Below are 26,189 nucleotides of genomic sequence, written 5' to 3'. Positions count from 1 at the left end.
CGGCGCGCCCGGTGGGTGGTAATGGCGTGGGAATGAGAAGAAGAAGGGGAATCCAGCTTTCGCCGAATTCCCCTGTGTTTCCGAGAGGCACCGGGCGGATTCGAACCGCCGAATACGGGTTTTGCAGACCCGGGCCTTACCACTTGGCGACGGTGCCGGGAGCGCCCTTCTTACCGGAGGTCCACGGCGGCGTCAACGCGCCCGTCGCGCAGGCGACCGGCCGCACGAGGGGTCTGCGGAACGAGCCTGGACGGTCGCCCGCGCGACGCGGAGCCCGCGGGCGCGGAGAGCGGCGACGAGGCCGGGGAGCTCCGCGGCGGCGGCGCGCTCCAGGGCCGCGGTAGGACGGAGCGTCAGCTCGATCCCTCCGGCGGCGGCTCGCAGGTCCACCCCGAGGGCCGCGCCGAACGCGAGGGTGACCTGGCCCCCGCTGGCGACGCGCGCGGCCTCGACCGCGGCGGGCAGCGCCCGCACGGCGGCGCGGAGCGCGTCGGCTGAGGCGGTGGCCTGGACGTCCGCGGAGGCGCGCTGCGACGCGACCTCCGCGACGCCCCGCGCCGGGAGGTCCTCGGCGCGTGCGGTCTCGCCCCCTTCGCGCGCTGGCTGGGGCTTCCCGCGCCGAGCCGTGGCGCCGGCGCGCTCCGTCGGCCCCGCTCCGCGCGAGGTCGCGTCCCGCGAGGTCGCGCCGTTCCGCCGCGCGTCCCGGAGCGCCTCGGCGAAGCGGGCCTTCGCGCGCGCGGGCGAGCCGGTCTCCCGGCCGGCCTCGGCGCCTCGCGCCCGCTCGATCATCGCGCGTCTCCGGCCCGGGCGAGCGCGCCGCAGCGGACCGCGGCGTCGAGGGCGTCGGCGAGCGGGACGTCGCAGCCGTGCAGCGCGGCGAGCGCGGCGCGCGCGGCGACCCGCTCCCCCGCGAACCAGAGCGCCTCCGCGTGGAGGGCGCGGGTGAACCCGTCGTCGGGATCGGCCGCGAGCGCGCCGCGGTACGCCCGGACGGCCAGCCCGAACCGGCCCTGCGCGAACAGCGCGGCGCCGACGAGGCGGAGCCCCGCGGGGCAGTCCGGGGCAGCATCCGCGGCGCCGCTCCCGACCAGCTCGGCCTGCGCCGGGCGCCCCTGCCCCAGCGCCGCGTGGCCCGCGGCGATCGCGCCACGCAGGCCGATCGCCCGGAACGGCACGGTGGGGACCGGGACCTCCGGGCCGGGATCGAGGAGGCGCGCGGCTATCCGGAGTCCTCGAGCCGCCCGGCGGAGCGCGTCACCCCGGAAGAGCGGCTCGTTCGTGGCGCGGACCTCGAGGGCGTCCGCCTCCCGCGCGCACGCCGCGCCTGCGCCTGCGCGCCCGAGCGCAGCGGCGAGGCTCGCGAAGGTGTCGGTTTCGGTGGGAGTCATCGACCGCGGTGTTGCACGACCGATGCCGCTGCGAGCGTCGCGGCGCGCGGCGCGCTGAGCGGGCCTCCGCGGCCGGGAGGCGGACCGGGCGGGCGCGCGGCGGACGAGGGAACCGGGGGCGTCCCCTGCCCGCCTGACCGGGCGCCATCAGCTCCTGTAGTCCGCGTTCTCCGTCACGTACTCGTGCGAGAGATCCGCCCCGAGCACGGCGCACGACTCGCTCCCGATCCCGAGATCGACGTCGATCTCCACCCGGCGCTCGTGCGGCGGCCGATCGACGGCCGGCCGGAAGCTCACGCCGTCGGCAGGGGGCGCGCTCGCGTACAGCTCGGCGAGCTTCATGTGGCGCACGAGCCGCTCCTCCTTGCCGGGATCGAGCCGCATCGCGCCGCCCTCGAGCACGGTCTCCCCGCCGACCTTCATCACCGCCCGGGCGGGGTCCACCGCGATCCCCGCCGCGCCGGCCACCTTGCCGACCGCGCACAGCAGCCGGCCGACGTTCGGGTCGTTGCCGTTCACCGCGGCCTTGAGGAGGGGCGAGTTCACCACCGCCTTCGCGATGGTCCGCGCGGTCTCGAAGCTGGGGGCGCCGGTCACCCGGACCCGCATCACGTGATGCACCCCCTCGCCGTTCCGGACCACGTCCTCGGCGAGGTCGCCGCAGACGCGCGCGAGCGCGGCGGCGAAGTCGGCGAGGGCGGGCGCGGGGCGCGCGCGCGACGACACGAGCGCCACGGTGTCCGACGTGCTCGTGTCCGAGTCGATGGAGATGCAGTTGAACGTCGCCTCGACCGCGGCGTCGAGCGCCGCCCGGAGCGCGCCACGCGGCACGTCGAGGTCGGTGAGGATGAAGACGAGCATGGTCGCGAGGTTCGGCTCGATCATGCCCGCCCCCTTCGCGAACCCGACGATGCTCCCCCCGCCCAGCTCCGCCCGGCGGATCTTCGGGTAGAGGTCGGTCGTCATGATCGCCTCGGCCGCGGGCAGGACCGAGCGCCCCTGCAGCGCGCCGTGGGCCTGCGGCAGCGCCTCGACCATCTTGTCCACCGGCAGCCGCCACCCGATGACCCCCGTCGAGCACGGCAGCACCTGCTCCGGCGCGAGCCCGAGGAGCCGCCCCGCCTCCGCGCAGACGCGCTCCGACGCCTCCACGCCCCCCGGCGCGCAGACGTTCGACACCTTGTTGTTCACGACCAGCGCCCCGAGGGACTCCCCGTCGAGCCGGCGCCGCCCGACGATCACCGGGGCGCCGGGGAAGGCGTTGCGCGTGAACTTCGCCGCGAACGCCGGCGACGGCCGATCGAGGGCGACCAGGGTGAGGTTCATCCGCCCCGGCTTCGGGACCTCCACCGGGACGAAGTCGAAGGCGCAGGTGCCCACCCGGAACCCCTCCGGGAGGGCCGCCTGCGACTCGAGCCAGGCGCGGTGCTCCGCCTTCGACGCGAACGTGAGCGAGGTGCTGGGCATGGCGCGCGTGTATCGCGGAGGCGCGGGCGCGTCAACGCGAGCGGTCACTCCCGCGCGAGGTGCTTCTCGCGCAGGGCCCGCTTGTTCACCTTCCCGACGCTGGTCTTCTCGATCGCGTCCACTACGCGCACCTCGAGGAGCAGCGCCTGCTTCCCGAGCATCCCCTTGTCCACGTAGGTCTTCACGTGCGCGTGGAGCGCACGCTCCGCCGGCACCTGCTGCCCGGGGCGCGGCACGACGAGGGCGACCGGGCGCTCGCCCCACTTCGGGTCCGGCCGGCCGATCACCGCGACCTCCGCGATGGCGGGGTGCGCCGACACGACGTCCTCGAGCTCGAGCGACGACAGCCACTCGCCGCCCACCTTGATGACGTCCTTGCACCGGTCCACGATCTTCACGAACCCGCGCGCGTCGCGCCACGCGACGTCGCCGGTGTGCAGGACGGCGCCCTCCCAGAGCTTCTCGGAGGCCTTCTCGTCCTTCAGGTACCCGGCGGTGAGCCACGGCGCGCGCACGACGATCTCGCCGGTCGTGCGGGCGTCGGCGGGGACCTGCGCCTGCCCCTCGTCGACCACGCGCAGGTCCACGAGCGGGAGCGCGCGACCGGTCCGGGTCCGGAGCTCGGCCTGGACCTCGGCCGGGGCCGCGAGGTCGGCCGGATCCAGGTGGGAGATGCTGAGGATCGGGCAGGTCTCGCTGAGCCCGTACCCGGTCACCACGTCGATCCCGCGGGCGAGGGCGGCCGCGGCGAGCGGCCGCGAGAGGCTCGCGCCGCCGATGATCACCTTCCAGCGCGAGAGGTCCACCGCCTCGCCGCCGGGGGCCTTGAGGAGCATGTGGAGGATGGTCGGGACGCAGTGCGAGAAGGTGACGCCCTCCCGCGCGATGAGGCGGAGGAGCACGTCCGGCGCGTAGCGGCCCGGGTACACCTGCTTCACGCCGAGGGTCGTCGCGATGTAGGGCAGGCCCCAGGCGTGGACGTGGAACATCGGCGTGATGGGCATGTAGACGTCGCCGCGCCGGAAGCTCGCGTGGTGCGCCGTCCCGAGCGTCGCGATCACCCCGAAGGTGTGCAGCACGAGCTGACGGTGGGTGAACCAGACGCCCTTGGGCAGGCCGGTGGTGCCGGTCGTGTAGAAGGTCGTCGCGCGGGTGTTCTCGTCCAGGTCCGGGAAGTCGTAGCGCGGCGGCGCGGCCGCGAGGAGCGCCTCGTACTCGCCCGCGAAGCGGACGGGCCGGGGATCGGGCACGCCGTCGTCGGTGAGGAGGACGTAGGTCCGGACGGTGTCGATGCGGCCGCGGATCGTCTCGAGGACGGGGAGGAAGTCCGCGTGCACGAGGAGGACGTCGTCCTCGGCGTGCTCGATGGTGAAGAGGATCTGCTCCGGCGACAGGCGGAAGTTGATGGTGTGCAGCACCGCGCCCATCATCGGGACCGCGAAGAACGCCTCCAGGTAGCGGTGCGAGTCGTAGTCCATCATCGCCACCGTGTCCCCCGGCTTCACGCCGAGCGCCGCCAGCGCGCCGGCGAGCCGGTGCACGCGCTCCCGCATGTCGGCGTAGGTGTGACGGCGGAGGTCGCGGTAGACGATCTCCTGGTCCGGAGCGTCGACGATCGGGGTCTCGAGGAGGCGACGGATGGTGAGGGCGTCGCGCGGGACGCCTTCGAACGGGATGGTGGGCTTGACCATGAAGACTCCTGTCGCCCGGACCGACGGCGACCCGGGGCCGGGTCGTGGATTCGCCACCCGGCCCGGGACGGATAGAATGCGTCGGTGTCCACGGTCAACCCGGTCGCGCGCGAGATCTCCGCGAAGATCGTCTATTACGGCCCCGGGCTGTCCGGGAAGACGACCAGCCTGCGGCAGATCCACGCCGGGGTCCGGGCGGACGCCCGGGGGCAGCTCATCAGCCTCTCCACCGAGGGCGACCGGACCCTCTTCTTCGACTTCCTGCCCCTCAAGGTCGAGCAGGTCCGCGGCCTGACGCTCCGGCTGCAGCTCTACACGGTGCCCGGGCAGGTCTTCTACGACGCGACCCGGAAGCTCGTCCTGAACGGCGCCGACGGGGTGGTCTTCGTCGCGGACTCCCAGCCCGCGGCCGTGGACGCGAACCTCGAGTCGCTGTCGAACCTCGAGACGAACCTGTCCGAGATGGGGATCGACCTCGCCTCGTTCCCCTTCGTCATCCAGTACAACAAGCGCGACCTCCCGGGCGCCGTCCCGGTCGCCGAGATGCGGCGCCGGCTCAACCCGCGCGGCGTCCCCGACATCGAGACGGTCGCGTCCAGCGGCGAGGGGATCCTCGTCGCGCTGCGCGAGATCACCCGGCTCGTGGTGCGCGACCTGAAAGCGCGCCAACCCCGGCGCGCGCCGGCTCCGACCGCCGACCACGGCGGCTCCGAGCTCGCCCGCGGGATCGCCCGCGCCGCCCACGCGACGCCGGCGCCGATCCCGGCGAAGACCCCCGCTCCCGCCCGCGCCGCGACGCCGCACGGGCGCTTCCTGGCGGTGCGGCGCGACGAGGCCATCGCCGCCGTGGCGCCGCCGCGGGATCGCGGCCAGCTCGTCACGCTGTCGTTCGCGCGGCTCTTTCCGGGAGAGGGGACCGCGGTCGCCGAGGTCGAGCTGGAGATCCGCGAGCGCGCCTTCGGGCCGGCGGTCCGGCGGGCCGCGGAGGCGGTGACGGAGATCCTCGCGTCGCTGCCGACGTCCGAGGAGACCACGACCGCGCGGGCGGCGCTCCTCGGCGTGGACGGGCGGGAGCTCCTCCGCCTCGGGAGGCTCGCCGCGAAGCCGGACGTCACCTCGACCGAGCAGGACGCGCTCTTCGCGCTCTACGTGCTCGTGGCGGCGATGGTGAAGGCCGAGCGCATCTGACGACGACGCCGGCCCCCATGATCAGTGAATGAGGAGCACCGCCTGGGCCGCGACCGCGAAGTGGAGCCCCGCCGCGGCGATCACCATGGCGTGGAAGACCTCGTGGTACCCGAACACGCGGGGGAACGGATCCGGCCGGCGCGTGGCGTACACCACCGCGCCGAGGCTGTAGACGACGCCACCCGCGGCGAGGAGCGCGACGGCGCCGGTCCCGATCGTCTCCCGGAGCGCGGGGAGGACCGGCAGCACCACCCAGCCCAGCGCGACCGAGATCGCGGCGTCCACGACCTTCGGCGCTTTCGGCCAGAGCACCGCCCGCGCCGTCCCGAGCAGCGCGCCGCCCCAGGCGATCGCGAGCAGCGCGCTCCCGACCGTCCCGCCGAGCAGGAGGCAGAACGGCGTGTACGTGCCGGCGATGAGCACGAAGATCGCGGAGTGGTCGAGCCGGCGCATCGTGAGCCTCGCCCGCGGGGACCAGGTCGGCCGGTGGTAGAGCGCGCTCACGGTGAACAGGGTGAAGAGGCTCGCGCCGTACGCGGCCGCGGCGAGCCGGGCCCGGTGCGACGGCGCCGCCGCGACGAGCAGGATCCAGGCGGCGAGGGCGATCCCCGACGCGATCTCGTGCGAGACGCCGCGCAGGAGCGGCTTGACCGGCGTGGTGGTCTCCGTGACGGCGTGCATTGCGAGCCTCCAGGCTGTCCCTCGGCTTAGCCCCCCACCGTCACGCGCGTGTCATGGCTCGCGCGGGCCTCGGGGCGTCGCCCCTTCCGCCTACGCCCCGAACCCGAACCCGAACCCGCACCCGCCACCCGCCTCCCGCCTCCCGCCACCCGCCTCCCGTCTCCCGTGGCCCGTCTTCTCCGTCGGATCACGGGAATCGGGCCACGGGCCACGCGACCGGGGCCACCGGTCACGGAGAAGCCGGTGACGGTGACGGACACGGATCACGGGGGCCTGCCCGGATCGCCGGATCGCCCGGCGGGCACCGGGCTACTCCGGGCGGCCGGTCTCCACCAGCTCCACGAGCCCCAGCCGGAGCAGCTTCCGGAGCGCCTTCAAGGTCTCGACCTCGCGGAGCGGGCAGGACAGCGCGATGCTGGCCACGTCCCACGAACCGTTCACCCGCGCCGCGACCTCGCGGTCGGTCATCGAGAGCCGGCGCCCGACCGGCGAGTCGAGGGCGTTCGTCGCGCCACGCAGGGTCGGCACGGCGACCGGGGAGAGCTCCTCGTAGAGCGCCGCCACCTGCTCGCGCTCGGCCTCGCGGAGGAGGTTGCGAACGCGCCGGTCCGAGGGGTCGGCCGCGAGCAGGCTCTTGAAGACGATCGCGGCCTCGTCGAACTGGCGCTCGGCGACGAGGGCCTGCGCCTTGTCGATGAGGGTGGAGACGGGGTCGGCGTGCGGCGCGACGCCCTCGACGTGGGCGAGGCCGAGATCGCGGAGCGCCTCGACGCGCCGCAGCAGCGCCGGCCGGGAGACGTGGAGCCCGAGCCGGGCCTCGGCGATCGAGACGCGGCGGCGGGCCGCCTCGAGCAGCGCGCGCTGCCCGGGCGTGCGCGGGCGCCCCGCGCCGTCGGCGCAGAGGAGCGCCGACTCGGAGGGGTAGCGCCGGTCCAGCCCCGGCCACTCGTCCAGGCGGCGCAGCCCCTCCAGCGTCACCTGGGCGACGGCGAGGTCGAGCGGCACGCCGTCGTCGAAGCCGGCCGCCCCGTCCACGAGCGTGAACCGGCCGCCGGGCGGCGCGAGGAACAGATCCACGATCCGGTCCATGCACGCCTCCGGCCAGAGCGCCTCCTCCGGCCCAGCGTGCGCCCAGCCGGCGAGGCTCCCGAGGCCCGCCTGCCCGGCCGGTGGGCGAGCGGCCGCCACGACGCGACGGTCGTGCACCTGGATCCAGAACGGAGCCCCTTCCCCCACGTCGATCTCGACCACGCCGGAGCGCCGGCTGTTGTCGATCCACTGGAAGAGGTCTGGGAGCGGGAAGGTGAGGAGATCGCCCTGGAGCACGGGGCCGATTGTGTCACGCCGCGCAAACACGCGCGAGCCGGCGAGCGCTCACGCGGCCCGATGCATGAGCCCGAACCGCGCGATCCCCCCTCCGACGGCTTGGCGCCGGGGGGCGCCCGGAGCAGGTTTCCAGCGGCGCCTGTGCCCGACACGCGCACGCCCGATCGGGCGAGAGCCGGACGGGCGATGACGTGGCGTCACGGTGCGGAACGGCCCGCCCGGGAGCGGGGAGGCGAGGTGGCGATGGCGGCGGGGCGTTGGGTGGTGTCGAGCGTGCTGGCGGCAGCGCTCGCGGCGTGCGGTGGCGGGAGCTCTCCGGCACCCGTCTCCGGCGGAGACGGGAGCGGAGGAGGCGGCGGCGGGAGCGGCGGCGATGGCGGCGGGAGCGGGGACGGCGGCGGAGGCAACGGCGGAGGGAGCACCCCCACCGTGAAGGCGCCGGTGAAGCTCGGGGACTTCCTCTTCTACTCCACCGATCAGGGACTCACCGCGGAGCTCTCGGACGCCTCCCCCGACGAGGGCGGCAACGTCTACGTCGCAGGCGGCTCGGCGGTGTTCGCGAAGCGGCGCGACGACCAGGACTTCAAGCGGTTCGACCTCGCGACCGCCGGGCTCACGGCGAACTGCTGGGATCCGAGCGAGATCGCGAACCCGAAACCACCCGGCCCGCCGCACACCTGCCCGGTCATCTCGGTCGCCGGCGCGGCGCCCGGGAAGGCGGTGGTCGGCTTCCAGGGCGTGGGGATCGACTACGACTACGACGCGCCCTGGGCGCTCGACTCGGGCGGCGCGGACCTCGTGACCTTCGACGGCACCACGCTCGCGAAGGAGCGCCACGTCTTCATCGCCTCCCCGCCCGGCGTCGTCTGCGAGAACTGGGCGAACCCGCCGCAGAACACCGTCTGCAACGAGACCTGGAGCGACTCGACCTGGATGAGCGGGCGCAAGAAGGCGCGGCAGGTGAGGCACATCGTGGTGAACCACGACCAGCGCCGCCCGCTCTCCTACGGCGACGTCCTGTTCGGCGCGACGCACGCGGTGATCTCGATCCTCGTCGCGCACCCGGACGACCGCGGCTGGATCGACTCCACCAAGGGTGATCCGGCGTGGGCGGAGACGAAGGGCGTCTGGGAGCACGAGCACCCCGCGCTCTCGGCCCCGGACGGCCGGTTCCTCTCCGGCGAGTCCACCGCGCTCGCGCTCGACCCGACGACGAACATCCCCTGGTTCGCGAACGAGGTCCGGACCGCCAGCCTCCCGGGCTACGTGACGATGAGCCACCCGACTTGGAACGGGTGGTGGGGGGAGATGTCGCCGGTCCGACCGTTCATCTCCTTCTGGCACGACGCCGCCGACGCGACGCAGTGGGACCTCGTGACGGGGATCTCGTTCTGCGACGACGGCACGATGTGGGTCTCCTCGTACGCGAACGGGCTGAAGCGCGTCTCCCCGAACGGCGCCTGGACGCAGGTGGACCTGCCGGCAGGCTTCGGCGACAGCGCGAGCGCCGTCGCCTGCGATCCGTCGGACGACTCGGTGTGGGTGGGGCTCGGCTACGGCGGCTTCGCGCGCTGGGCGAACGGGTGGCAGGACGTCTTCCCGCCGCCGGGCGCGGGCTGGCCGGGCTTCGCCTCGAACCCGGTCACCAGGATCCAGATCGACCGCTGGTCCTCTCCGCGCGTGGTGTACCTGACCCACGTCGCCTCCAGGAAGCTCGGCGCCGGAGGGCTCACGGTGTACGCGGGGCGGTAGCGACAGGCCCGCGCTCGTTTCACGTGTAGTCCATCATCACGATCTCGCCCGGGCGGGGATCGGCGGTGAGCAGGCCGAGGGCGTCCATCAGGATCCACTTCTGCAGCGCCACGTCCCGGGCGCGCCCGAGGGAGTGGCCGGCGACGAACCCGCGGGGGCAGAGCGCCCGGGGCGGGCGCGCCTGGAGCGTCTCCTCCGGCTCGACGGTGATCACCACGGTCGGGATGCCGACGAGCTCGATGTTCCGCTGCACGGTGACCACCGTGCGGTGGCAGAGCCGTCAGCCGCCGGTGAGGAGCACCGCCCCGGGCCGCTCCCGGTCGATCTCGCGGATCAGGGCCGGGATCGTCCGGTCCCGGAGCTCGCGGAGGGCCTGCGTGAAGCCGAGCGAGAAGTGACGGGCGGTGAGCCCGCCGAGCCGCCGCTCGATCGCGAGCTCCCTCACCCGATCGATGGGGAAGACGCAGTTCAGGTCGCGATCGACGCACCCGTGGTCGTAGTGGGTGTCGTCGTAGCGCAGCTCGCTCGCGTTCGCCTCCGACGAGATCACCCGCCAGCTCGTGTCACCCTCCGTGTCGAACGGTCGGTCGTCGGCCTGCCGGACGGCGGCGGTGGTGACGAGGCAGATCTCGGCGTCCTCGAGCTTCCCCTTGAACGGCGTGAAGGGGACGCAGTAGCGCGACAGCTCGAGCTTCTGGCCGCTCGCCTCGGCCATGGGGGCGCCCCCTACCTCTTCAGGCGATCCAGCGCCTGCATGATCCGATCGGTCGGCGGCTGCTCGTTGATGTCGTGGATGTCCACGTAGGCGATCTTTCCCTCCCGGTCGATCACGAAGATCGCCCGCTCGCACTGCCCCGAGTCGCCCCGGAGGACGCCGTACAGCGCGGCCACGTGTCCGTGCGGCCAATGGTCCGAGAGGAGCGGGTACGACAGCGTCCCCATCGACTTCGCCCACGCCTCGTTGGTGAACACCTGATCCGTCGAGATGCCCAGGACCTGGGCGTCGCGCCGCTCGAACTCGGAGAGATCCTCCTCGTACGAGGGCATCTGGACGGTTCAAACGGGGGTGAACGCCGCCGGGTAGAACACCAGGACGACGCTCTTCTTCCCCCGGTAATCGGAGAGCTTGATCTTCCTCCGGGGGGTGCCGCGGCCCGCCGCGTCACCGGTGGCCATCAACTCGAAGTCGGGCGCCTGCTCGCCGACCTCGACCTTCCAGATCGCCTTCGCCATCGGTCTCTCCTCTCCTCCTGGGCAATTCGACGCATCCGCTCGTCCGGGAAGGTCCCAAAGCTATTCATCGGCGCGTCCTCGGTGCGTAAAGGGACGGATGTCACTCACAGTAGCAGGACGGCCGGGTGATGCCCCGAAAAGGACCGAGCCGTCCAGGGGGCCCTTTGCTAATCGTTCGTTCATGGATCTCTTGACGCGCTTCGCCGGAAACGTGCGGCGCCTCCGCTCCAAGAAGAAGCTTTCGCAGAAGGCGCTCGCAGACAAGGTGGGGATCTCGGTGTCGTACGTGTCGATGCTCGAGCGCGGACAGCGTTCGCCACCGCTCGAGACGATCGAGAAGATGGCGAAGGCGCTCGGCGTCCCGCCCGCCTCGCTGCTCGGCGGCCGGTAGCGCCCGCGTCCGGCACCGCGTCCCTCCACCGCCCGGCCTTCACCGGCCGTCGGCACCCCGTGTCGAGGGCCCTCGCGCCGGCGCCTCGATCGCCCGGCGTCGTCGAGCGGCGCGACGTCCGCTCCGCGCGCAGCGGCGACGCCCTCCCCCGTGCCGCACGAACGGACGGCCCCCCGCTCGTGGAATCGCCGCGCGGGGGGCCGCGTTCCAGCTTTGACCGGCGCCCGGGCGCCGGGCGACGGAAGGGACGGCATGGATTCCATCGGGCGGAGGAGCTTCCTCAAGGGCGCCGCGCTGCTGGGGGCCGCGGGCGCGCTCGGCACCCTGCCTGCCACCACCGACGCCCAGCACCCGACGCCGGAGGCCGAGCGCGTCACCTTCGCGGTGCCCGGGCTGGATCCGGCGCACGACGGCCTCCGCGTCGCGCAGCTCTCGGATCTCCACGTCGGCCCTCGCACTCCCCCCGAGCTGATCCGCACGGCGATCGAGGAGGCGAACGCCTTCCGGCCCGATCTCGTCGTCCTGACCGGCGACTACGTGTGCCGTCGTTCGCGCGAGATCCAGGCGGTCCGCGAACAGCTCGGCGGCCTCGCCGCGCCGACGATCGCGGTGCTCGGGAACCACGACGTGTGGGTCGATCCCTCCGGCGTCGCCGCCGCGCTCCGGGGGCTCGGCTACGAGGTGCTGGACAACGCCTGGACGGCCGTCCGCCTGCGCGGCGCCCCGCTCTCCGTCGTCGGGGTCGGGGATCGGCTCACCCGGCGCGACGACGTCCCGCGGGCCACGCGCGGGCTCCCCGCCGGCGCGGCGCCCCTGGTCCTCGCGCACGGGCCGCGCTCCGCCGACCGCCTGCGGGCGCTCGGCCGGCCGCTCCTCTGCCTGTCCGGCCACACCCACGGCGGCCAGATCAACCTGCCGATCCTCACGCCGCTGTTCCTCCACGGCCTCGTGGGCGAGCCCTACGTCCGCGGCCCTTACCGCCTCGGCGAGGTGTCGCTGTACGTGAACCGCGGGATCGGGATGTCCGGGATCCGGGTCCGGATCAACTCGCCGCCGGAGGTGACGCTCGCGACCCTCCGGCGCGCCGAGCCGCGCCGCGCCTGACGGGCGGCGCCTCCCCCCGACGTGACCGGGCGCGGAGGGGCGGATCTCGCCTACCCTTGGTGGAGAGAGGCCCTCATGCCCGCCGCCACGTCCGCCCCCACCGCGACCCCACCACGCCACCTCGACGAGGCCCTCGCGCGCCTGCGCGACGCCGCGCCGAGGTGGGCGCGCGCGACGCTGCCGGAGCGGATCGCGCTGGCGCGCGCGATGCTGAAGGGCGTCGAGCGGACGGCGGCGCGCGTCGTCGAGGCCGCGTGCGCGGCGAAGCGGATCGCGGTGGACGCGCCGCAGGCCGGCGAGGAGTGGCTGTCCGGGCCGTACGTCATCGCGCGGATCCTCCGGCAGCTCGCGCGATCGCTCGCGCTGCTCGCGCGCAACGGCAACACACCGGTCGGCCCGACCGGCGAGACGATCGACGGCCGGCTCTCCGTCCGGGTCTTCCCGGCGAGCCGGCTCGACGCCGCCCTCTTCCTGGGCGTCCGCGCCGACGTCCACCTCGAGGCGGGGGTGGACGAGCGCGCGCTGCACGCCTCCCGCGCGCGGTTCTACAAGGCGCCGGATCACGCCGGCCGGGTCTGCCTCGTGCTCGGGGCGGGGAACATCAACGCGATCTCCCCCGCCGACGTCGCGACCAAGCTCTTCAACGAGGGCAAGGTCTGCATCCTCAAGATGAGCCCGGTGAACGCGTACCTCGGCCCGCTCCTCGAGGAGGCCTTCGCCGACGCGATCGCGGCGGATCTCCTCGCGATCGTCTACGGCGGCGCGGACGAGGGGAGCTACCTCGCCACCCACCCTGCGGTCGACGAGGTGCACGTCACCGGCGCGGACCGGACGCACGACGCGATCGTGTGGGGTCCGCCCGGGCCGGAGCGGGCGGAGCGGATGGCCCGCGGCGCCCCGCTGCTCTCGAAGGAGATCACGAGCGAGCTCGGGAACGTCTCGCCGGTGCTGGTCGTGCCCGGCCCCTGGGACGCCGGGAGGCTCCGGGCGCAGGCGGAGAGCGTCGCCGGGATGGTGACGCACAACGCCTCCTTCAACTGCAACGCCGCGCGGGTCCTGGTGACGCCGCGCGGCTGGCGCCACCGCGACGCGTTCCTCGCCGCCGTGGAGCACTACCTGGCGCTCGCCCCGGCCCGCCGGCCCTGGTACCCCGGCGCCGTCGAGCGCTACCGCAGCCTCACCGAGGGGCGCGCGGGGATCCGGCGGGTGGGACAGGGCGAGGGGGCCCTGCCGTGGACGATCGTCCCCGGCCTCGACCCGGACGCGCAGGACCCCGCCTTCACCACCGAGCCCTTCTGCGCGCTCCTCTTCGAGACGTCGGTCGGGTCCGAGGACCCGGACGAGTTCCTCGCGCAGGCGGTGGCCTTCGCGAACGACCGGCTGTGGGGCACGCTGTCCGCGCAGCTCGTGGTGCACCCGCGCACGCTCGCCGATCCCGTCGCCGGCGCCGCCGTGGAGCGCGCGATCCGGGCGCTGCGCTACGGCACCGTCGCGGTGAACTGCTGGGCCGGGTACGGCTTCGCGTTCGGGACCACGCCCTGGGGCGCCTACCCGGGCTCGACGCTCACGGACATCCAGAGCGGCCGCGGGTTCGTGCACAACACCTTGATGCTCGAGCGGATCGAGAAGTGCGTCGTCCGCCACCCGGCCCGCACCTTCCCGAAGCCGCCCACGTTCCCGAGCCACCGGACGGCGCACGTCCTCGGCCGCCGCCTCGCGGCCCTCGACGCGACGGGGAGCTGGCTCCACCTCCCCGGCGTCGTGGCGGCCGCGGTACGGGGCTGAACGAGCGATCGTGTTTCACGGTGGAGGGTCACTCACCGTCACCGTGACCGTTCCCCGTGCCCGCCTCCCGCTTCCCGTGTCCCCTGGCCCGTGAGCCGACGGCATCGGACCATGGAGATCGGGCCGAGGGCCACGGGACCCGGTTCACGGGTCACGGAGAGGCCGGTGACGGTGACGGTGACGGATCACGGGGACCATCGGGCGTTCGCGAGCGCTGGGCAATCGGGGCCACCCTCACCACACCGCGCACCGCGTCGCCGGCGGCCGCACCATCGGGCTCCCCTCCTTGCAGGAGAACGCCGCCGCGAACTCGGGCAGGTTCGACAGCGGGCCGTTCACCCGGAAGCGCGGCGGGGAGTGGGGGTCGGTCACGACGCGAAGGCGGACGTCCTCGTCCCGGAACTTCGCGCACCAGGACTGGGCGTAGCCCACGAAGAACTGCTGCGCGGGCGTGAAGCCCTCGACCTCGGCCGGCGCCGGCGCGCCGCGCCGGGCCGCCTCCATCGCGGCGTACGCGAGCTTCAGCCCGCCGAGATCGGCGATGTTCTCGCCGAGGGTGAGCTTCCCGTCGAGGTGCAGGCCCGGCAGCGCCTCGTAGGCGGAGAACTGCTCGACCACGCACTGCGCGCGCTCGTCGAACGCCTTCGCCACCGGCGGGGTCCACCACTCCTTCAGGTTGCCGTCGCCGTCGTACTGGCGCCCCTCGTCGTCGAAGCCGTGCGTCAGCTCGTGCCCGACGACCATCCCGATGGCGCCGTAGTTCACCGCCTCGGGGGCCGCCTTGTTGAAGAACGGCGGCTGGAGGATCCCGGCGGGGAACGCCATCTCGTTCATGGACGGATCGTAGTAGGCGTTCACCGTGGGCGGGCTCATCAGCCACTCGGTCCGGTCGAGGGGCTTGCCCACCTTCGAGAGCTGGCGCGTCGTCTCGAACCGCCCCGCCGAGAGCACGTTCCGGAAGTACGACTCCCGCTTCACCGTCATCGACGAGTAGTCGCGCTCCCGGTCGGGGTAGCCGATCTTGTTCGCCACCTTGGCGAGCTTCTCGAGCGCCCGCGCCCGCGTCTCCGCGTCCATCCAGGGGACGCCGCCCAGGTCGGCCTCCATCGCCCGCTCGATCTCGGTCACCAGCCGCGTGGTCCGCTGCTTGCCGTCCGGGCCGAAGTGGCGCTGCACGTAGAGCTCGCCCAGCGCGAACCCGATCGCCCGGTCCGTCGCGTCCACGCACAGCTTCCACCGCGGCCGGAGCGCCTTCGCCCCGGTGAAGGACGCGCTCTGGAACCGGAAGTTCTCCTCCACGAAGGCGCGCGGCAGCGCCCGCTCCCGCGCCATGGTGATGAGGAGCCGCCAGCGCAGGTAGGCCTTCCAGCTCTCGAGCGGGGTGGACTCGAACATCGCGCCGACCTTCTCGACGAAGCGCGGCGTGCTGACGCTCACCGCGTCGAGATCCGCGCGGCCGAGCCCGTCGAACAGGCGCGCCCACGGGAACGCCGGCGCGAGCCGCGCGAGGCCTGCGCGATCCACGCGGTTGTAGAGCCGCGCCGGCTCGCGCATCTCGGTGCGCGTCCAGTGCGTCTCGGCGAGCGCCCGCTCGACCTGGGCAACCGCGTTGGCGTTCGCCTCGACGTCCGCGGACGGCAGCCCGGCCAGGGCGAACATCTTCCGGAGGTGCTCGGCGTAGCGCTGGCGGATCTCCACGTTCCGGGCGTCGTCGGCGAGGTAGTAGTCGCGATCCGGCAGCGTGAGCCCGCCCTGGTAGACGAGCAGGATCACCTTCGTCGCGTCCCGCGCGTCCTGGCCGGCGCCGAGGTTCAGGGGGACGTCGAGCCCCGCCGCCTCGAGCCGCGCGACCTCGTCGGCGAGGACGCTCCGGTCCTGGATCGCGTCGATGCGGGCCCACTCGCCCTGCAGGTCGGCGAGCCCGCGCGCCTCGACGGAGGCCTCGTCCATGCAGGACGCCCAGTAGTCGCCGACCTTCTTCGCGAACCGCTCCTGGCCGCCGCCCTTCCCGGTCCCCTTCCCGCCGCCCTTCCCGCCGGCGGCCGCGTCCAGGATCCGCCGGAGCTGGCGCGCGTTCCGCTCGGAGAGCTCCGCGAACCCCCGGCTCCACGAGGCGCGATCGGGCGGGATCCGGGCCCGGACGCTCCAGCCGCCGCAGGCGAACTGGTAGAAGTCCTCGCAGGGCGACGTCGAGCGATCGAGCGCGGTCGGGTCGACGGGCGGCAGCGGCGCGTCGCGATCCGCCTTGACCGGCGCCGTCCGGCAGGAAGCGAGGGCGAGGGCCGAGATCGCGACGGACGCGGCGAGCAGAAAGCGGCGCACGGAGGGGCCTCCTCGGAGGTCGGGCGCACCGGGCGCCCGGAAGAGCGCCGGCACTATGGCGCGCGCCCTCCGGTCGCTCAAGGAAAACGAGTGCTCGTCCCCGTCGCGCGGGACCCGCGCTCGCGGCAGCCGCCCGGGCCCCGCTCCGCGCGCCGCGCCTCCCGGCGGGCCTTCGCCTCCTCCTCACGCCGGCGCTCCTCGTCGGTGGTCACGGCGAGCCGCGGCACCCGGGTGGGCCGCCCGTCCGGTCCGATGGCGATGAAGGTGAGGAACGCGTCGCAGCACGTCCGCCGCTCGCCCGTGAGCGGGTCCTCGGTCACGACGTCCACGCCGACCTCCATCGACGTCCCGAACACCGCGTTCACCTGCGCGGTCAGGATGACCATCTGCCCGATGCGGATGGGGGCGAGGAACGACAGCCGGTCGATCGACGCGGTCACCACCGGCAGGCGGGAGTGGCGCATCGCGGCCATGCCCGCCGCGAGGTCGGTCCACTGCATCACCATCCCGCCGAACGCGGTCCCGTGGACGTTGGCGTCGCTCGGCATCACGAGGTGGGTCACCTCGACGTGCGAGGCGGAGGCGGGCTTGGCGTCGGGCATGGCGTCCTCAGTAACACGCCCGCCGACGACGGGCACGGCGCGCGGCGGCCCGGCGTAGTATGAGATGCGCCTCGGAGCCCTCCATGCCGCTCGAAGTCACCCTGATCGACCACGCCCGCGACCCGCTCCAGAAGCTCTACGGAGCCTACCGGACCTGCTACACGCCGAAGACGCCGGCCGAGGTGTGGGGCGAGATCCGCGCCGGCCGGATCACCCCGGAGGCGATCCGCGAGTTCGTCGCCGAGCGGCTGAAGACCGGCCACGCCTCCCCCCTCGAGCAGGTGGTCTTCTGGTTCGGGGTCTCGGGGGTGTCGCGCGCGCTCTCGCACCAGCTCGTCCGGCACCGGATCGGCATCTCCTTCGAGCAGCAGTCGCAGCGCTACGTGAAGTACAAGGAGGAGCGGCTCGACTACGTGATGCCGAGGTCCTGGGCGAAGGTGCCCGGCATGGCCGCGGAGTACGACCGGCTCATGCGGGAGATCACGCGGGTCTACGAGGACGCGCTCGCGAAGGGGATCCCGGCGGAGGACGCCCGCTTCGTCCTGCCGAACGCGACCCCGACCAACTTCCAGATCATGGTGAACTTCGCGGAGCTCCTGCACATCGCCGATCTCCGGCTGTGCTGGCGCGCGCAGTGGGAGATCCGGCACCTCGTCGCGCTCATGCGGCGCGAGGTGGCGAAGGCGATCCCGGAGCTCGGCGCGTACCTCCAGCCGAAGTGCGGCGACCGGCGCCTCGGGTACTGCGACGAGCCGCGCAAGGACTGGGAGCGGTGCCCGCTCGGGAAGGTGCGACCGCACAAGGAGCAGCTCCTCGAGGTGTTCCGCGCGCACCGCGGCGGTGACGTCGCCCCGCTCGACGAGGCGCACCTCCGCGTCGTCGAGGACGCGGGCAACGAGGAGTGAAACGTAGTCGACCCGCCCGGTCTCGCCCGCGACGGGCCGTCTCCCGCTAGAATCCCCGCGGGAGCCTCGCGACATGACGACACGCTTCGTGAACGCGGCGGCCGCCGCGGCCATCCTCCTCGCCGCGCCCGTGGCCCGCGCGCAGGTCTGGAGCGCCACGCAGCGCGCCGCCGGGATCCCCGCCGGCATCGCCGTCCCGGCCTTCGGGGTCGCCGCCGCGGAGGACCCGGCCGGGCTCTCGAGCACCCCGGCGGCGCCCGGGTTCGTGGACGGCCTCGCGCTCCAGTACTTCCACGAGGGCGACGTCACCCCCGACGCCGCCGCCGACGGGCTCTACGGCGCGGGCCGGCTCGGTCCGCTCGGCGTCGGCCTCTCCCTGGAGTGGATGCGGCCCGGCGCCCCCGCGCGGCGCTACCGTCGGACCCGCCTCGGGCTGGGCCTCGGCGACGGCCGGGCGGTCTCGGCGGGCGTCGCCTGGACCTGGCTCTCGTCGCCGGATCCCGCGGTCGAGCGGCTCGGCGGGTGGGATCTCGGGCTGACGGTGCGCCCGACCCGCTGGCTCTCGATCGGCGCGGCGATGCTCGACCGCGACGCCGGCCCGGGCGTCCCGGTCCGCTACGACCTCGGCGTCGCGACCCGGCTCTGGGACGACGGCCTGACGCTCTCGGCGGACCTCCTCGCCGACGACAGCCTGAGCGACGACTTCCGCGCGACCCACGTCGCGCTGGGGGCCGCCGCCGAGACGCCCGTCGGGCTCGCGCTCGGGATCCAGGTCCAGGTCCCGCTCCGGACGCAGCCGGGGCCGGCGGGCGACGTGACCGGGCTCCTCGCGGTGGCCTGGAACGGCCCGCACTCGGGCGTCGTCACCGGGGGGAGCGCCGTGGGCGGCCAGCGGGGCTGGCTCGCGGGCCTGCGCCTCTCCTCGGAGCGGTACCGCGCCGCGCCCTCCGACGCGCGGGCGGCGACGGTGGACGTGGACGACGAGCTCGCGCGCCGCCGGACGCTCTTCTTCGACCTCGAGCCGCGGGATCCCTACGGCGACCTGCTCCGCCGGCTCGAGCTGGCGCGCGACGACGCCGACGTGGGGGCCATCGTCCTCCGGATCGACGACCTGCCGGTCGGCGCCGGACGGACCGAGGAGCTGCGGCGCGCGATCGCGTCCATCGCCGCCCGCAAGCCGGTCGTCGCGTACGTCACCGGCGGCGGCACGCGCGCGTACTGGCTCGCGACGGCGGCCACCGCGATCGTGGCGCCCCCCGGCGCGCCGCTCTTCGTGAACGGCATCGGCACCTCGCAGCTCTACCTCAAGGACGCGCTCGCGCGGCTCGGCGTCACCTTCGAGGTGGTGAAGGCCGGCGCGTACAAGAGCGCGACCGAGCCCCTCGTCCGGACCGAGCCCTCCCCCGAGGCGCGCGAGGCGACGAACGCGGTGCTCGACGACGTGTTCGGCCGGATCGTCGCCGACGTGGGCGCGGCGCGGCGGCTCGCCCCCGAGCGCGTCCGGGCGCTCGTCGATCAGGGGCTGTTCACCTCGGAGGAGGCCCGCGACGCCGGGCTCCTCGACGCGGTGCTCTGGCCGGACGAGCTCGAGGGCTTCCTCCGCCGCCTCGCGGGGCGCTCGCTCGAGGCCGGCGGGCGGTATCGCCCCGAGCCCGAGCGCACCGCGCAGCGCTGGGGGCTGCCGCCGGTCGTGCAGGTGATCCGGGTCGAGGGGATCATCGCGCCGGGGAAGAGCCGCGACCCGCTCGGCCGCGACACGATCGCCGGCGCCGAGACCGTCTCCAGGGCCATCGCCCGGGCGGCCGAGGACGGGCGCGTCAAGGCGATCGTGCTCCGGATCGACTCGCCCGGCGGCGACGGGCTCGCGTCGGATCTGATCTGGCGCGAGGTGATCCGGGCCCGGCAGAAGGGGAAGCCGGTGGTGGCGTCGCTCGGAGACCTCGCGGCGAGCGGCGGCTACCTCGTGGCGGTGGGCGCGGAGACGATCCTCGCCGAGCCCTCCACGCTCACCGGCTCCATCGGCGTGTTCGCGGCCAAGCCGGACCTCTCCGGGCTCCTCGGGAAGCTCTCCATCCACCGCGCCGCGTTCGCCCGGGGCGAGAACGCCGAGATCACCTCCCTCGCGCGCCCCTGGAGCGCCTCCGAGCGCGCCGTCCTCGAGCGGCAGATCCAGGCGTTCTACGAGATCTTCCTCGACCGCGTGGCGACCGGCCGGAAGCTCTCCCGCGCGGAGGTCGAGCCGGTGGCGAGCGGCCGCGTCTGGACGGGGCGGCAGGCGCTCGAGCGGCGGCTCGTGGACGGGATGGGCTCGCTCCAGGACGCCATCGCCCTCGCGCGGGAGCGGGCCGGGCTCCGCGCGCGCGAGTGGGTGGAGCTCCGGACCGACGACGGCGAGCGCGGGGTGCTCGCGCAGGCCGCCACGGGCCTCGTCGCCCGGGCGGTGGACGAGCACCCGCTCGCGCGCGTCGTCGCGGCGCTCCCCGAGCTGTCCACCCTCGCCGTGCTGCGCGAGCTGGGGCCGGTGATCGCCCTCCCCGTGGACTGGTTCCCGGTGACCTCCCCCTGACCACGGAGGAGCGGCCCCGTTCGAGCAACCGCGAGGCTTCCGCTCCCCGAGCTTTTTTGCTATGGATTCGGTTGTCTCCCCTCCGCGAGCGAAGTAGGTTTCAGCGGCGGGGAGGCCGACCCTCGGTCGACCGGCTCCTGGCAGCCACGAAGTGAAAGCCGCGCGATAGGACGCGCGGCGCGCCAGTGACGGGTCCGGGGGGCAGGCGGTTCGCGGACCAACCAAATCCGTCTCCGCGGACGCAGCGCCGATCCAGCGACAGAAGGACCGCAGGGGGCCGATCAACCGACCGCCGCGGCCGGAGCAACGACAGCATGAGCGAGAATGAGCAGACCCCGACCCCGGGTGAGGGTGGGGCCCCGCAGAATCCCCCGGCGCAGGGCAGCGCGCCGGACGGCGCCGAAGCGCAGGGCCAGAACGGCCAGGCGGGTGGTGCGCCGGGGCAGGGCGCAGGCCGGCGGCGGCGTCGCCGTCGCGGGCGCCGCGGGCGCGGCGGTCAGCCGGGCGGCGGGGGCGCCCCCGGACTCGCCGGACCGGGCGGACAGCCCGGGTCCGCGCCGGGGATGAACGGCGCACCCGCGCAGCAGGGCCAGCCCGGCGCGGCGCCGCAGCCGGAGGCGACCGAGGAGGTCGAGGGCGTCCTGCAGTTCGAGGGCAAGGGGAACGGGTACCTGCGCGATCCGAAGCGGAGCTACCTGCCCCAGCCGTTCGACGTCGAGGTGCCGCGGTGGATGGTGGACCGCAACCACCTCCAGCCGGGCGTCGCCGTGAAGGGGCTCGCGGTGGTGCGCAACATGAAGCGCGTCCTCACCCGCCTCGACACGGTCGAGGGGACGGACCCGGTGGCGGTCGCGCGGCGGACGAACTTCCACAACCTCACCGCGACGGATCCCACCGAGCGGCTCGTGATGCAGACGCGCCCCGACGAGATGATCGGGCGGGTCCTCGACCTGATCTCGCCGATCGGCCTCGGCGCGCGCGGCCTCATCACCTCGCCGCCGAAGGCGGGCAAGACCATCATGCTGCAGCGGATCGCCCAGGCCATCACGGCGAACCGCCCGGACGTGCACCTCACCGTGCTGCTCGTGGACGAGCGGCCGGAGGAGGTCACGGACATGAAGCGGAACATCAAGGGGGAGGTCATCGGCTCCTCCAACGACCGCCCCACCGAGGAGCACATCCACGTCGCCGAGATGGTCCTCGAGCGCTCGAAGCGGCTCGTCGAGGCCGGCAAGGACGTGGTGATCCTGCTCGACTCGATCACCCGCCTCTCCCGCGCCTACAACAAGGAGGTCGAGTCCTCCGGCCGCACGCTCACCGGCGGCGTGGACTCCCGCGCCCTCGAGCGGCCGAAGCGGCTGTTCGGCTCCGCCCGCAAGGCGGAGGAGGGCGGCTCGCTCACCATCATCGCGACCGCCCTCATCGACACGGGCTCGCGGATGGACGAGGTGATCTTCGAGGAGTTCAAGGGCACCGGCAACATGGAGGTGGTGCTGTCGCGGCAGCTCGCCGAGCGCCGGATCTTCCCGGCCATCGACATCGGCGCCTCCGGCACCCGCAAGGAGGAGAAGCTCTTCGGGCCGAAGGAGATCGAGAAGGTCCGCCGCCTCCGCGGCGCCCTCGCCTCCCTGAAGCCGGTCGAGGCGATGGAGCGGCTCCTCAAGAAGCTCTCCGAGTTCGACACGAACGAGGAGTTTTTGCAGAGCTTTTGAAACGGGGGCTGCGCCCCCGCCCCGCCGAGCAGAGCTCGTCGGGGCCCCAGCCCTGCTGCGCGGGGCCCGTGACCGCTCGCGACCCCCGCTTCGCGGGGGATCCGCTCGCGGTCCCCGCGCGGAGGGGCTGCGCCCCTCCCCCCGCCTGCGGCGGGGTCCCTCCACCCCGCGTGACGGCTTGGGGCTGCGCCCTCGAACGCGCACGCGAACCCGTGGATCCCTGCCTGGGCCCCCGGCCCCGGATCCCTTGTCCCGTGGTCCCCCGCCCCCGGGTCCTTCCTCGGGCGCGGGGCACGCGCCACGGGCCAGGGGACCTGGAACAGGGGTCACGGGCACGGAGAGCGGGTTCGCGTTCGGGTTCGGGTTCGCGTTCGGGTTCGGGTTCGGGTTCGGGTTCGGGTTCGGGTTCGGGTTCGGGTTCGGGTTCGGGTTCGGGTTCGCGTGTCGATCGGGGCCCGACTCCTGCTGCGTCCTGCTGCGCGGGGCCCGCGTCACGGGCGCGGTCGTCTTCTTCGCAGCCTGGTTTCCCGTGGATCGACGCGCCGGGTTCGTCACCGCCCGCCGGCCCGGCGCACCGCGGCGATCGCGAGCCGGACGTGGCAGTCGATGGGATCGATGAGCGGGATCGCCGGCGTGACCAGATCCATCAGATCCGTACACGCGACAACGAGGGCGTCGAGCCTGGCCCGCGAGGCCATATCGGACACGATCGCGCGCACCTCGGCCGTCATCGCCTCCGTCTTCGACCCGGACGCGAGGGGGCCGAAGATGAGGTCGTCGAGATAGGCGATCCCCTTCGCGTCCGGCACCTCGACGCCGATCCCCGCGGCCTCGAGGCCGCCCCGGAAGAACGCCTCGGTGAGGGTGGCCCTCGTGCCGAGGAGTCCGACGGTCCGATGGCCGGCCGACACGATCTCGTCTCGCGTCGCCTCGACGATGTCGATGAGGGGGATCGGGGACGCCTCCCGGATCTTGGCGAGGAACTTGTGCGGGGTCACGGCCGCGATCATCGCGAGGTCGGCGCCCGCGCCGCGCAGTCGCCCGACCGACGCCGAGAGGAGCGACACGATGTCGTCCCTGGCTCCGGCCCGGAGCAGCGCCGCGAAGCGCTCCATCCAGACGTGATCGACGACGACGCCCGGTCTCCCGACCTCGAGGGGGATCGACGACAACTGCCGCGTGAGCTTCCTGTAGTAGTGGACCGTGCCCTCGGGCCCGAGCCCACCCACGATCCCGATCGTTCCCGGCATGAGATGCTCCATGGAGGCCGATTCAACCACGAGCGCACGGGCGGTGACACGCCGAAGGCGATGCGCGAGCGTGCGATCTCCGTCCAGCCGTTCGCGATCCGCCTCCCCGCCCTCGACCCTCAACCCCGAGACCCGACTGCGACCCCGCACCGTCATCCCTGCTGTCATCCGTATTCCTCCTTCCCGTACCCCTGGCCCTTCGTCTTCGGCATCCGGCCCCTGGTCGCGCTCGGCGAGCCCCGGGGATCGAGCTCGTGCATTCCGCGGGGGACGCCGCACTGCGGCGCCGGTGCATGTGCTACCCCTCTCCGGTCGAGCCGGGTCTGCGTCCTGGAGGCGGCGCCGCGGTGACGGAGACCGGGCACGCCCTACCGCACCAGTCCGGTGAGCAGCGCGACCAGGCGGTCCGCGATCCGGGCGACCTCCTGCGCCGCGCTCGCCGGCGCATCTCCGCACAGGGCCGCGATCTCGACGGCAGCGGCCGCCTCGACCGCCTCGGCGCGGGCGATGCCGAACGCGCGTGCCTTGTCCGCGCGGCTCACTCGGCCCGCGCCCTCGGCGGTGTTCAGGCACGCCGACTTCGCCGAGCGGAGCGCCTCGTCCCGGAGCTTCGGATCCCGAATCGCGCAGCGGATCACCGCGAGCAAGAAGTCCCGGGCGACCCCGTAGGCGATGAGCTTGTGATGAGGGAGGACGGGGGAACGAGCAGGAGAGGAAGACGGAACCTTGGAGTCATCGACGCGGTGGTTGGAGGACATGCGCGGCTCCTTTCGAAGAAAGGCAAGGAGCCGCGCAGGTCCGACCCGCGACGTGAGCCCGGTCCCGCGAGCGAACGGCGGCCGTCGAGCGCGGCACGCGCAGTGACACGCCGGAGGCGTGGCGCGAGCGTGCGATCTCCATCCAGCCGTTCGCGCCCCCTCGACCTCGACCTCGACCCCGACCCCGACCCCGACCCCGACCTCGACCCCGACCCCGACTCGACCCCGACCCCGACCCCGACCCCGACCCCGACCCCGACCCCGACCCCGACCCCGACCCCGACCCCGACCCCGACCCCGACCCCGACCTCGACCCCGACCCCGACCCCGACCTCGACCCCGACCTCGACCTCGACCCCGACCCCGACCCCGACCCCGATCCGGTGCCTCCGCCCCCTCCGGTCCCGGTGCGATCCGCGCGCCGCCGCCTTAGATCCGGCGGCCGATGGATCCTCGCCTTGCACCCGCCGCGACCGCCTGCTCTACTCCCGCCATGTCCGCCGACCGGGTGCTGATCGTCGACGACGACGAGCTCATCCTGAAGGCGCTCTCCCGGATCCTGGAGGCCGCCGGCTTCGAGCCGCGCTGCTACCTCTCCCCGGACGACGCGCTCCACGCCATCGACTCGGACGCGCCGGTGGTGATCATCTCCGACTACATGATGCCGGGGATGGACGGCATCACGTTCCTCAAGGCGGCGCGGGCGCGCTTCCCCGGCGCGGTCCGGATCCTGTGCACCGCCGCGGAGGACTTCCGGGTGGCGCTCCAGGCGGTGAACGCCGGCGAGGTCTTCCGGATCATCTCCAAGCCCTGGCACCAGCAGGAGTTCCTCGCGACGGTGAACCAGGCCGCGGAGGCCGCGCGGCTCCGGTACGAGAACGAGCGCCTCACCGCCGAGGTCCAGCGCCAGAACGGCCAGCTCCGCGAGATCAACCTCCGGCTCGAGGAGATGGTCCGCCACCGGACCCAGGCGCTGCTCGAGGGGCTCATCGCCGCGCTCGACTACCGGGACGCGGAGACGCAGTGGCACTCGCGACGCGTGTCGCTCTTCGCGCGGCGGCTCGCGGCCCAGCTCGGGATCCGCGAGCCGGAGGTCACCGTCATCGAGCACGGCGCGCTGCTGCACGACATCGGCAAGATCGGCGTCCGCGACCGCGTGCTCCTCAAGCCGGGGCCGCTCACGGCCGACGAGTGGATCGAGATGAAGCGCCACCCCGAGCTCGGGTGGGCGCTCCTCCAGCGGGTGGACTACCTGCGGCCGGCGTCCTCGATCGTGCTCCAGCACCAGGAGAAGTGGGACGGGAGCGGCTACCCGGCCGGCCTCGCGGCGGAGGAGATCGTCGTCGGGGCGCGCATCTTCCACGTGGTGGACACGCTCGACGCGATCACGAGCGACCGCCCGTACCGCAGGTCGAGGCCGTTCCAGGAGGCGCGCGAGGAGATCCTCCGCTGCCGGGGGACGCAGTTCGACCCGGCGGTCGTGGACGCCTTCCTGTCCGTGCCCGCCGAGGACTGGGAGCGGATCCGCCTCGACGTCGAGACGGTGGCGGTCCTCGCCGCCGATCTGGCCGAGGCTCCCCCCGCGTCCGGCGACGAGCTGCTCGGCGCCCTCGAGACGGCGCTCCGCGCGTAGCGCCCGGTCTCGGCCGGAGGCCGGCTCGTGGGCGCGGCCGTGGCCGGCCGGCTCCGCTCCTATTCCAGCTCGACCCCGAGCAGCTCCGAGACCTCGCCGGGCTGGATCTGCACGGTCGCGCGGGTCCGGTGGCCGTCCTCCGTCCGGAGCTCGAGCCGGTGCTCGCCGGCGCCGAGGGTCACCTGGCGCGTCTCGCCCGCGCCGAGCCGGGGCACGAGGGGAACGCCGTCGAGGACGAGGATCGCGGGGGTGCGCGCCTGCACGCGCAGCGTGCCGGTCCCGGTCGCCGGAGCCGGCGCGCGATCCACCATGGGCGCCGCGCCCGGCGGCGCCACCGCGGGGCGCTCCGGGCGGAAGCCGGCGGCGAGGACGCCGAGGCCCGCGACGAGCCCCGCCGCGCCCGCGACCCACGCTCGCCAGCGGCGACGCCGCGCG

The 26,189-nt window shown here is 74.0% G+C and carries 21 protein-coding genes, 1 tRNA gene and 1 pseudogene; 9 read left to right on the top strand and 14 right to left on the bottom strand.

Annotation, left to right across the window (positions count from 1 at the left end; genetic code table 11):
- Positions 1 to 85 precede the first annotated feature (85 nt).
- The 5 genes from MNZ27_RS17585 to MNZ27_RS17565 all read right to left on the bottom strand — a co-directional run bounded on the left by MNZ27_RS17585 (position 86) and on the right by MNZ27_RS17565 (position 4,546).
- A tRNA-Cys gene (locus MNZ27_RS17585) sits at positions 86 to 157 on the bottom strand.
- Between the two features lie 35 nt (positions 158 to 192).
- Positions 193 to 789: a hypothetical protein gene (locus tag MNZ27_RS17580; protein ID WP_242395406.1), complete on the bottom strand. Its 597-nt coding sequence runs from the start codon at positions 787 to 789 to the stop codon at positions 193 to 195.
- Complete coding sequence (locus MNZ27_RS17575) at positions 786 to 1,388, bottom strand: hypothetical protein (protein ID WP_242395405.1); 603 nt, start codon at positions 1,386 to 1,388, stop codon at positions 786 to 788. Before MNZ27_RS17575 ends, MNZ27_RS17580 begins: the two co-directional genes overlap by 4 nt.
- A 147-nt stretch (positions 1,389 to 1,535) precedes the next feature.
- A complete protein-coding gene (argJ, locus tag MNZ27_RS17570; protein WP_242395404.1) occupies positions 1,536 to 2,855 on the bottom strand; it encodes a bifunctional glutamate N-acetyltransferase/amino-acid acetyltransferase ArgJ in 1,320 nt (439 codons plus the stop codon).
- A 44-nt stretch (positions 2,856 to 2,899) separates the two neighbouring features.
- Positions 2,900 to 4,546, bottom strand: a complete 1,647-nt coding sequence (locus MNZ27_RS17565; RefSeq protein ID WP_242395403.1) for a fatty acid--CoA ligase — start codon at positions 4,544 to 4,546, stop codon at positions 2,900 to 2,902.
- A gap of 84 nt (positions 4,547 to 4,630) precedes the next feature.
- Between MNZ27_RS17565 and MNZ27_RS17560 the strand changes: the two genes are divergently transcribed.
- Complete coding sequence (locus MNZ27_RS17560) at positions 4,631 to 5,734, top strand: GTP-binding protein (protein WP_242395402.1); 1,104 nt, start codon at positions 4,631 to 4,633, stop codon at positions 5,732 to 5,734.
- 21 nt (positions 5,735 to 5,755) lie between these two features.
- On the opposite strand, the gene trhA is transcribed toward MNZ27_RS17560, so the two are convergent.
- Together trhA and MNZ27_RS17550 are read right to left on the bottom strand one after the other, a co-directional pair.
- A complete protein-coding gene (gene trhA / locus MNZ27_RS17555) occupies positions 5,756 to 6,415 on the bottom strand; it encodes a PAQR family membrane homeostasis protein TrhA (protein WP_242395401.1) in 660 nt (219 codons plus the stop codon).
- A gap of 309 nt (positions 6,416 to 6,724) precedes the next feature.
- Positions 6,725 to 7,741, bottom strand: a complete 1,017-nt coding sequence (locus tag MNZ27_RS17550; protein ID WP_242395400.1) for a DUF4388 domain-containing protein — start codon at positions 7,739 to 7,741, stop codon at positions 6,725 to 6,727.
- A gap of 429 nt (positions 7,742 to 8,170) precedes the next feature.
- Between MNZ27_RS17550 and MNZ27_RS17545 the strand changes: the two genes are divergently transcribed.
- Positions 8,171 to 9,493, top strand: coding sequence for a hypothetical protein (locus MNZ27_RS17545; RefSeq protein WP_242395399.1), 1,323 nt, complete (start codon positions 8,171 to 8,173; stop codon positions 9,491 to 9,493).
- Between the two features lie 19 nt (positions 9,494 to 9,512).
- Here MNZ27_RS17545 and MNZ27_RS23690 read toward each other — a convergent pair whose 3' ends face one another.
- Positions 9,513 to 10,208: a selenoprotein B gene (locus MNZ27_RS23690; RefSeq protein ID WP_277958063.1), complete on the bottom strand. Its 696-nt coding sequence runs from the start codon at positions 10,206 to 10,208 to the stop codon at positions 9,513 to 9,515.
- 11 nt (positions 10,209 to 10,219) lie between these two features.
- Positions 10,220 to 10,726 carry a peroxiredoxin gene (locus tag MNZ27_RS17530; protein ID WP_242395396.1) on the bottom strand — a complete coding sequence of 169 codons (507 nt, stop codon included), beginning with the start codon at positions 10,724 to 10,726 and terminating at the stop codon, positions 10,220 to 10,222.
- 181 nt (positions 10,727 to 10,907) lie between these two features.
- Between MNZ27_RS17530 and MNZ27_RS17525 the strand changes: the two genes are divergently transcribed.
- From MNZ27_RS17525 to MNZ27_RS17515, 3 genes are all read left to right on the top strand, one after another.
- Positions 10,908 to 11,117: a helix-turn-helix domain-containing protein gene (locus MNZ27_RS17525; protein ID WP_242395395.1), complete on the top strand. Its 210-nt coding sequence runs from the start codon at positions 10,908 to 10,910 to the stop codon at positions 11,115 to 11,117.
- Positions 11,118 to 11,369: 252 nt separating this feature from the next.
- Entirely contained in the window at positions 11,370 to 12,221 is an 852-nt protein-coding gene (locus MNZ27_RS17520; RefSeq protein ID WP_242395394.1) for a metallophosphoesterase, read from the top strand.
- A 75-nt stretch (positions 12,222 to 12,296) separates the two neighbouring features.
- Complete coding sequence (locus MNZ27_RS17515; protein ID WP_242395393.1) at positions 12,297 to 14,006, top strand: aldehyde dehydrogenase family protein; 1,710 nt, start codon at positions 12,297 to 12,299, stop codon at positions 14,004 to 14,006.
- 234 nt (positions 14,007 to 14,240) lie between these two features.
- On the opposite strand, the gene MNZ27_RS17510 is transcribed toward MNZ27_RS17515, so the two are convergent.
- On the bottom strand, positions 14,241 to 16,328 hold the full coding sequence (locus MNZ27_RS17510) for a M13 family metallopeptidase (protein ID WP_242395392.1): 2,088 nt from the start codon (positions 16,326 to 16,328) through the stop codon (positions 14,241 to 14,243).
- 77 nt (positions 16,329 to 16,405) lie between these two features.
- On the bottom strand, positions 16,406 to 16,930 hold the full coding sequence (locus MNZ27_RS17505; protein WP_242395391.1) for an acyl-CoA thioesterase: 525 nt from the start codon (positions 16,928 to 16,930) through the stop codon (positions 16,406 to 16,408).
- 83 nt (positions 16,931 to 17,013) lie between these two features.
- Here MNZ27_RS17505 and thyX point away from each other — a divergent pair, with 83 nt between their 5' ends.
- The 3 genes from thyX (at position 17,014) to rho (ending at position 22,113) form a co-directional block, all read left to right on the top strand.
- Positions 17,014 to 17,835, top strand: coding sequence for an FAD-dependent thymidylate synthase (thyX, locus tag MNZ27_RS17500; RefSeq protein ID WP_242395390.1), 822 nt, complete (start codon positions 17,014 to 17,016; stop codon positions 17,833 to 17,835).
- A 73-nt stretch (positions 17,836 to 17,908) separates the two neighbouring features.
- Positions 17,909 to 20,401, top strand: coding sequence for a signal peptide peptidase SppA (sppA, locus tag MNZ27_RS17495; RefSeq protein ID WP_242395389.1), 2,493 nt, complete (start codon positions 17,909 to 17,911; stop codon positions 20,399 to 20,401).
- Positions 20,402 to 20,964: 563 nt separating this feature from the next.
- A complete protein-coding gene (rho, locus tag MNZ27_RS17490; RefSeq protein WP_242395388.1) occupies positions 20,965 to 22,113 on the top strand; it encodes a transcription termination factor Rho in 1,149 nt (382 codons plus the stop codon).
- Between the two features lie 551 nt (positions 22,114 to 22,664).
- On the opposite strand, the gene MNZ27_RS17485 is transcribed toward rho, so the two are convergent.
- Both MNZ27_RS17485 and MNZ27_RS17480 read right to left on the bottom strand, forming a co-directional pair.
- Complete coding sequence (locus tag MNZ27_RS17485) at positions 22,665 to 23,363, bottom strand: aspartate/glutamate racemase family protein (protein WP_242395387.1); 699 nt, start codon at positions 23,361 to 23,363, stop codon at positions 22,665 to 22,667.
- 368 nt (positions 23,364 to 23,731) lie between these two features.
- Positions 23,732 to 24,121, bottom strand: a complete 390-nt coding sequence (locus MNZ27_RS17480) for a four helix bundle protein (RefSeq protein ID WP_242395386.1) — start codon at positions 24,119 to 24,121, stop codon at positions 23,732 to 23,734.
- A 445-nt stretch (positions 24,122 to 24,566) separates the two neighbouring features.
- On the opposite strand from MNZ27_RS17480, the gene MNZ27_RS17475 reads away from it, so the two are divergent.
- On the top strand, positions 24,567 to 25,754 hold the full coding sequence (locus MNZ27_RS17475) for an HD domain-containing phosphohydrolase (RefSeq protein WP_242395385.1): 1,188 nt from the start codon (positions 24,567 to 24,569) through the stop codon (positions 25,752 to 25,754).
- Positions 25,755 to 25,813: 59 nt separating this feature from the next.
- On the opposite strand, the pseudogene MNZ27_RS17470 reads toward MNZ27_RS17475, so the two are convergent.
- A pseudogene (locus MNZ27_RS17470) lies at positions 25,814 to 26,189 on the bottom strand (serine/threonine-protein kinase); the annotation flags it as partial.

Origin of the sequence: Anaeromyxobacter oryzisoli (assembly GCF_022690765.1) — a bacterium.
GTDB lineage: Bacteria > Myxococcota > Myxococcia > Myxococcales > Anaeromyxobacteraceae > Anaeromyxobacter > Anaeromyxobacter oryzisoli.
Note: the sequence above shows the minus strand (reverse complement) of the source record. Positions and strands in the feature narration are given on the sequence as shown.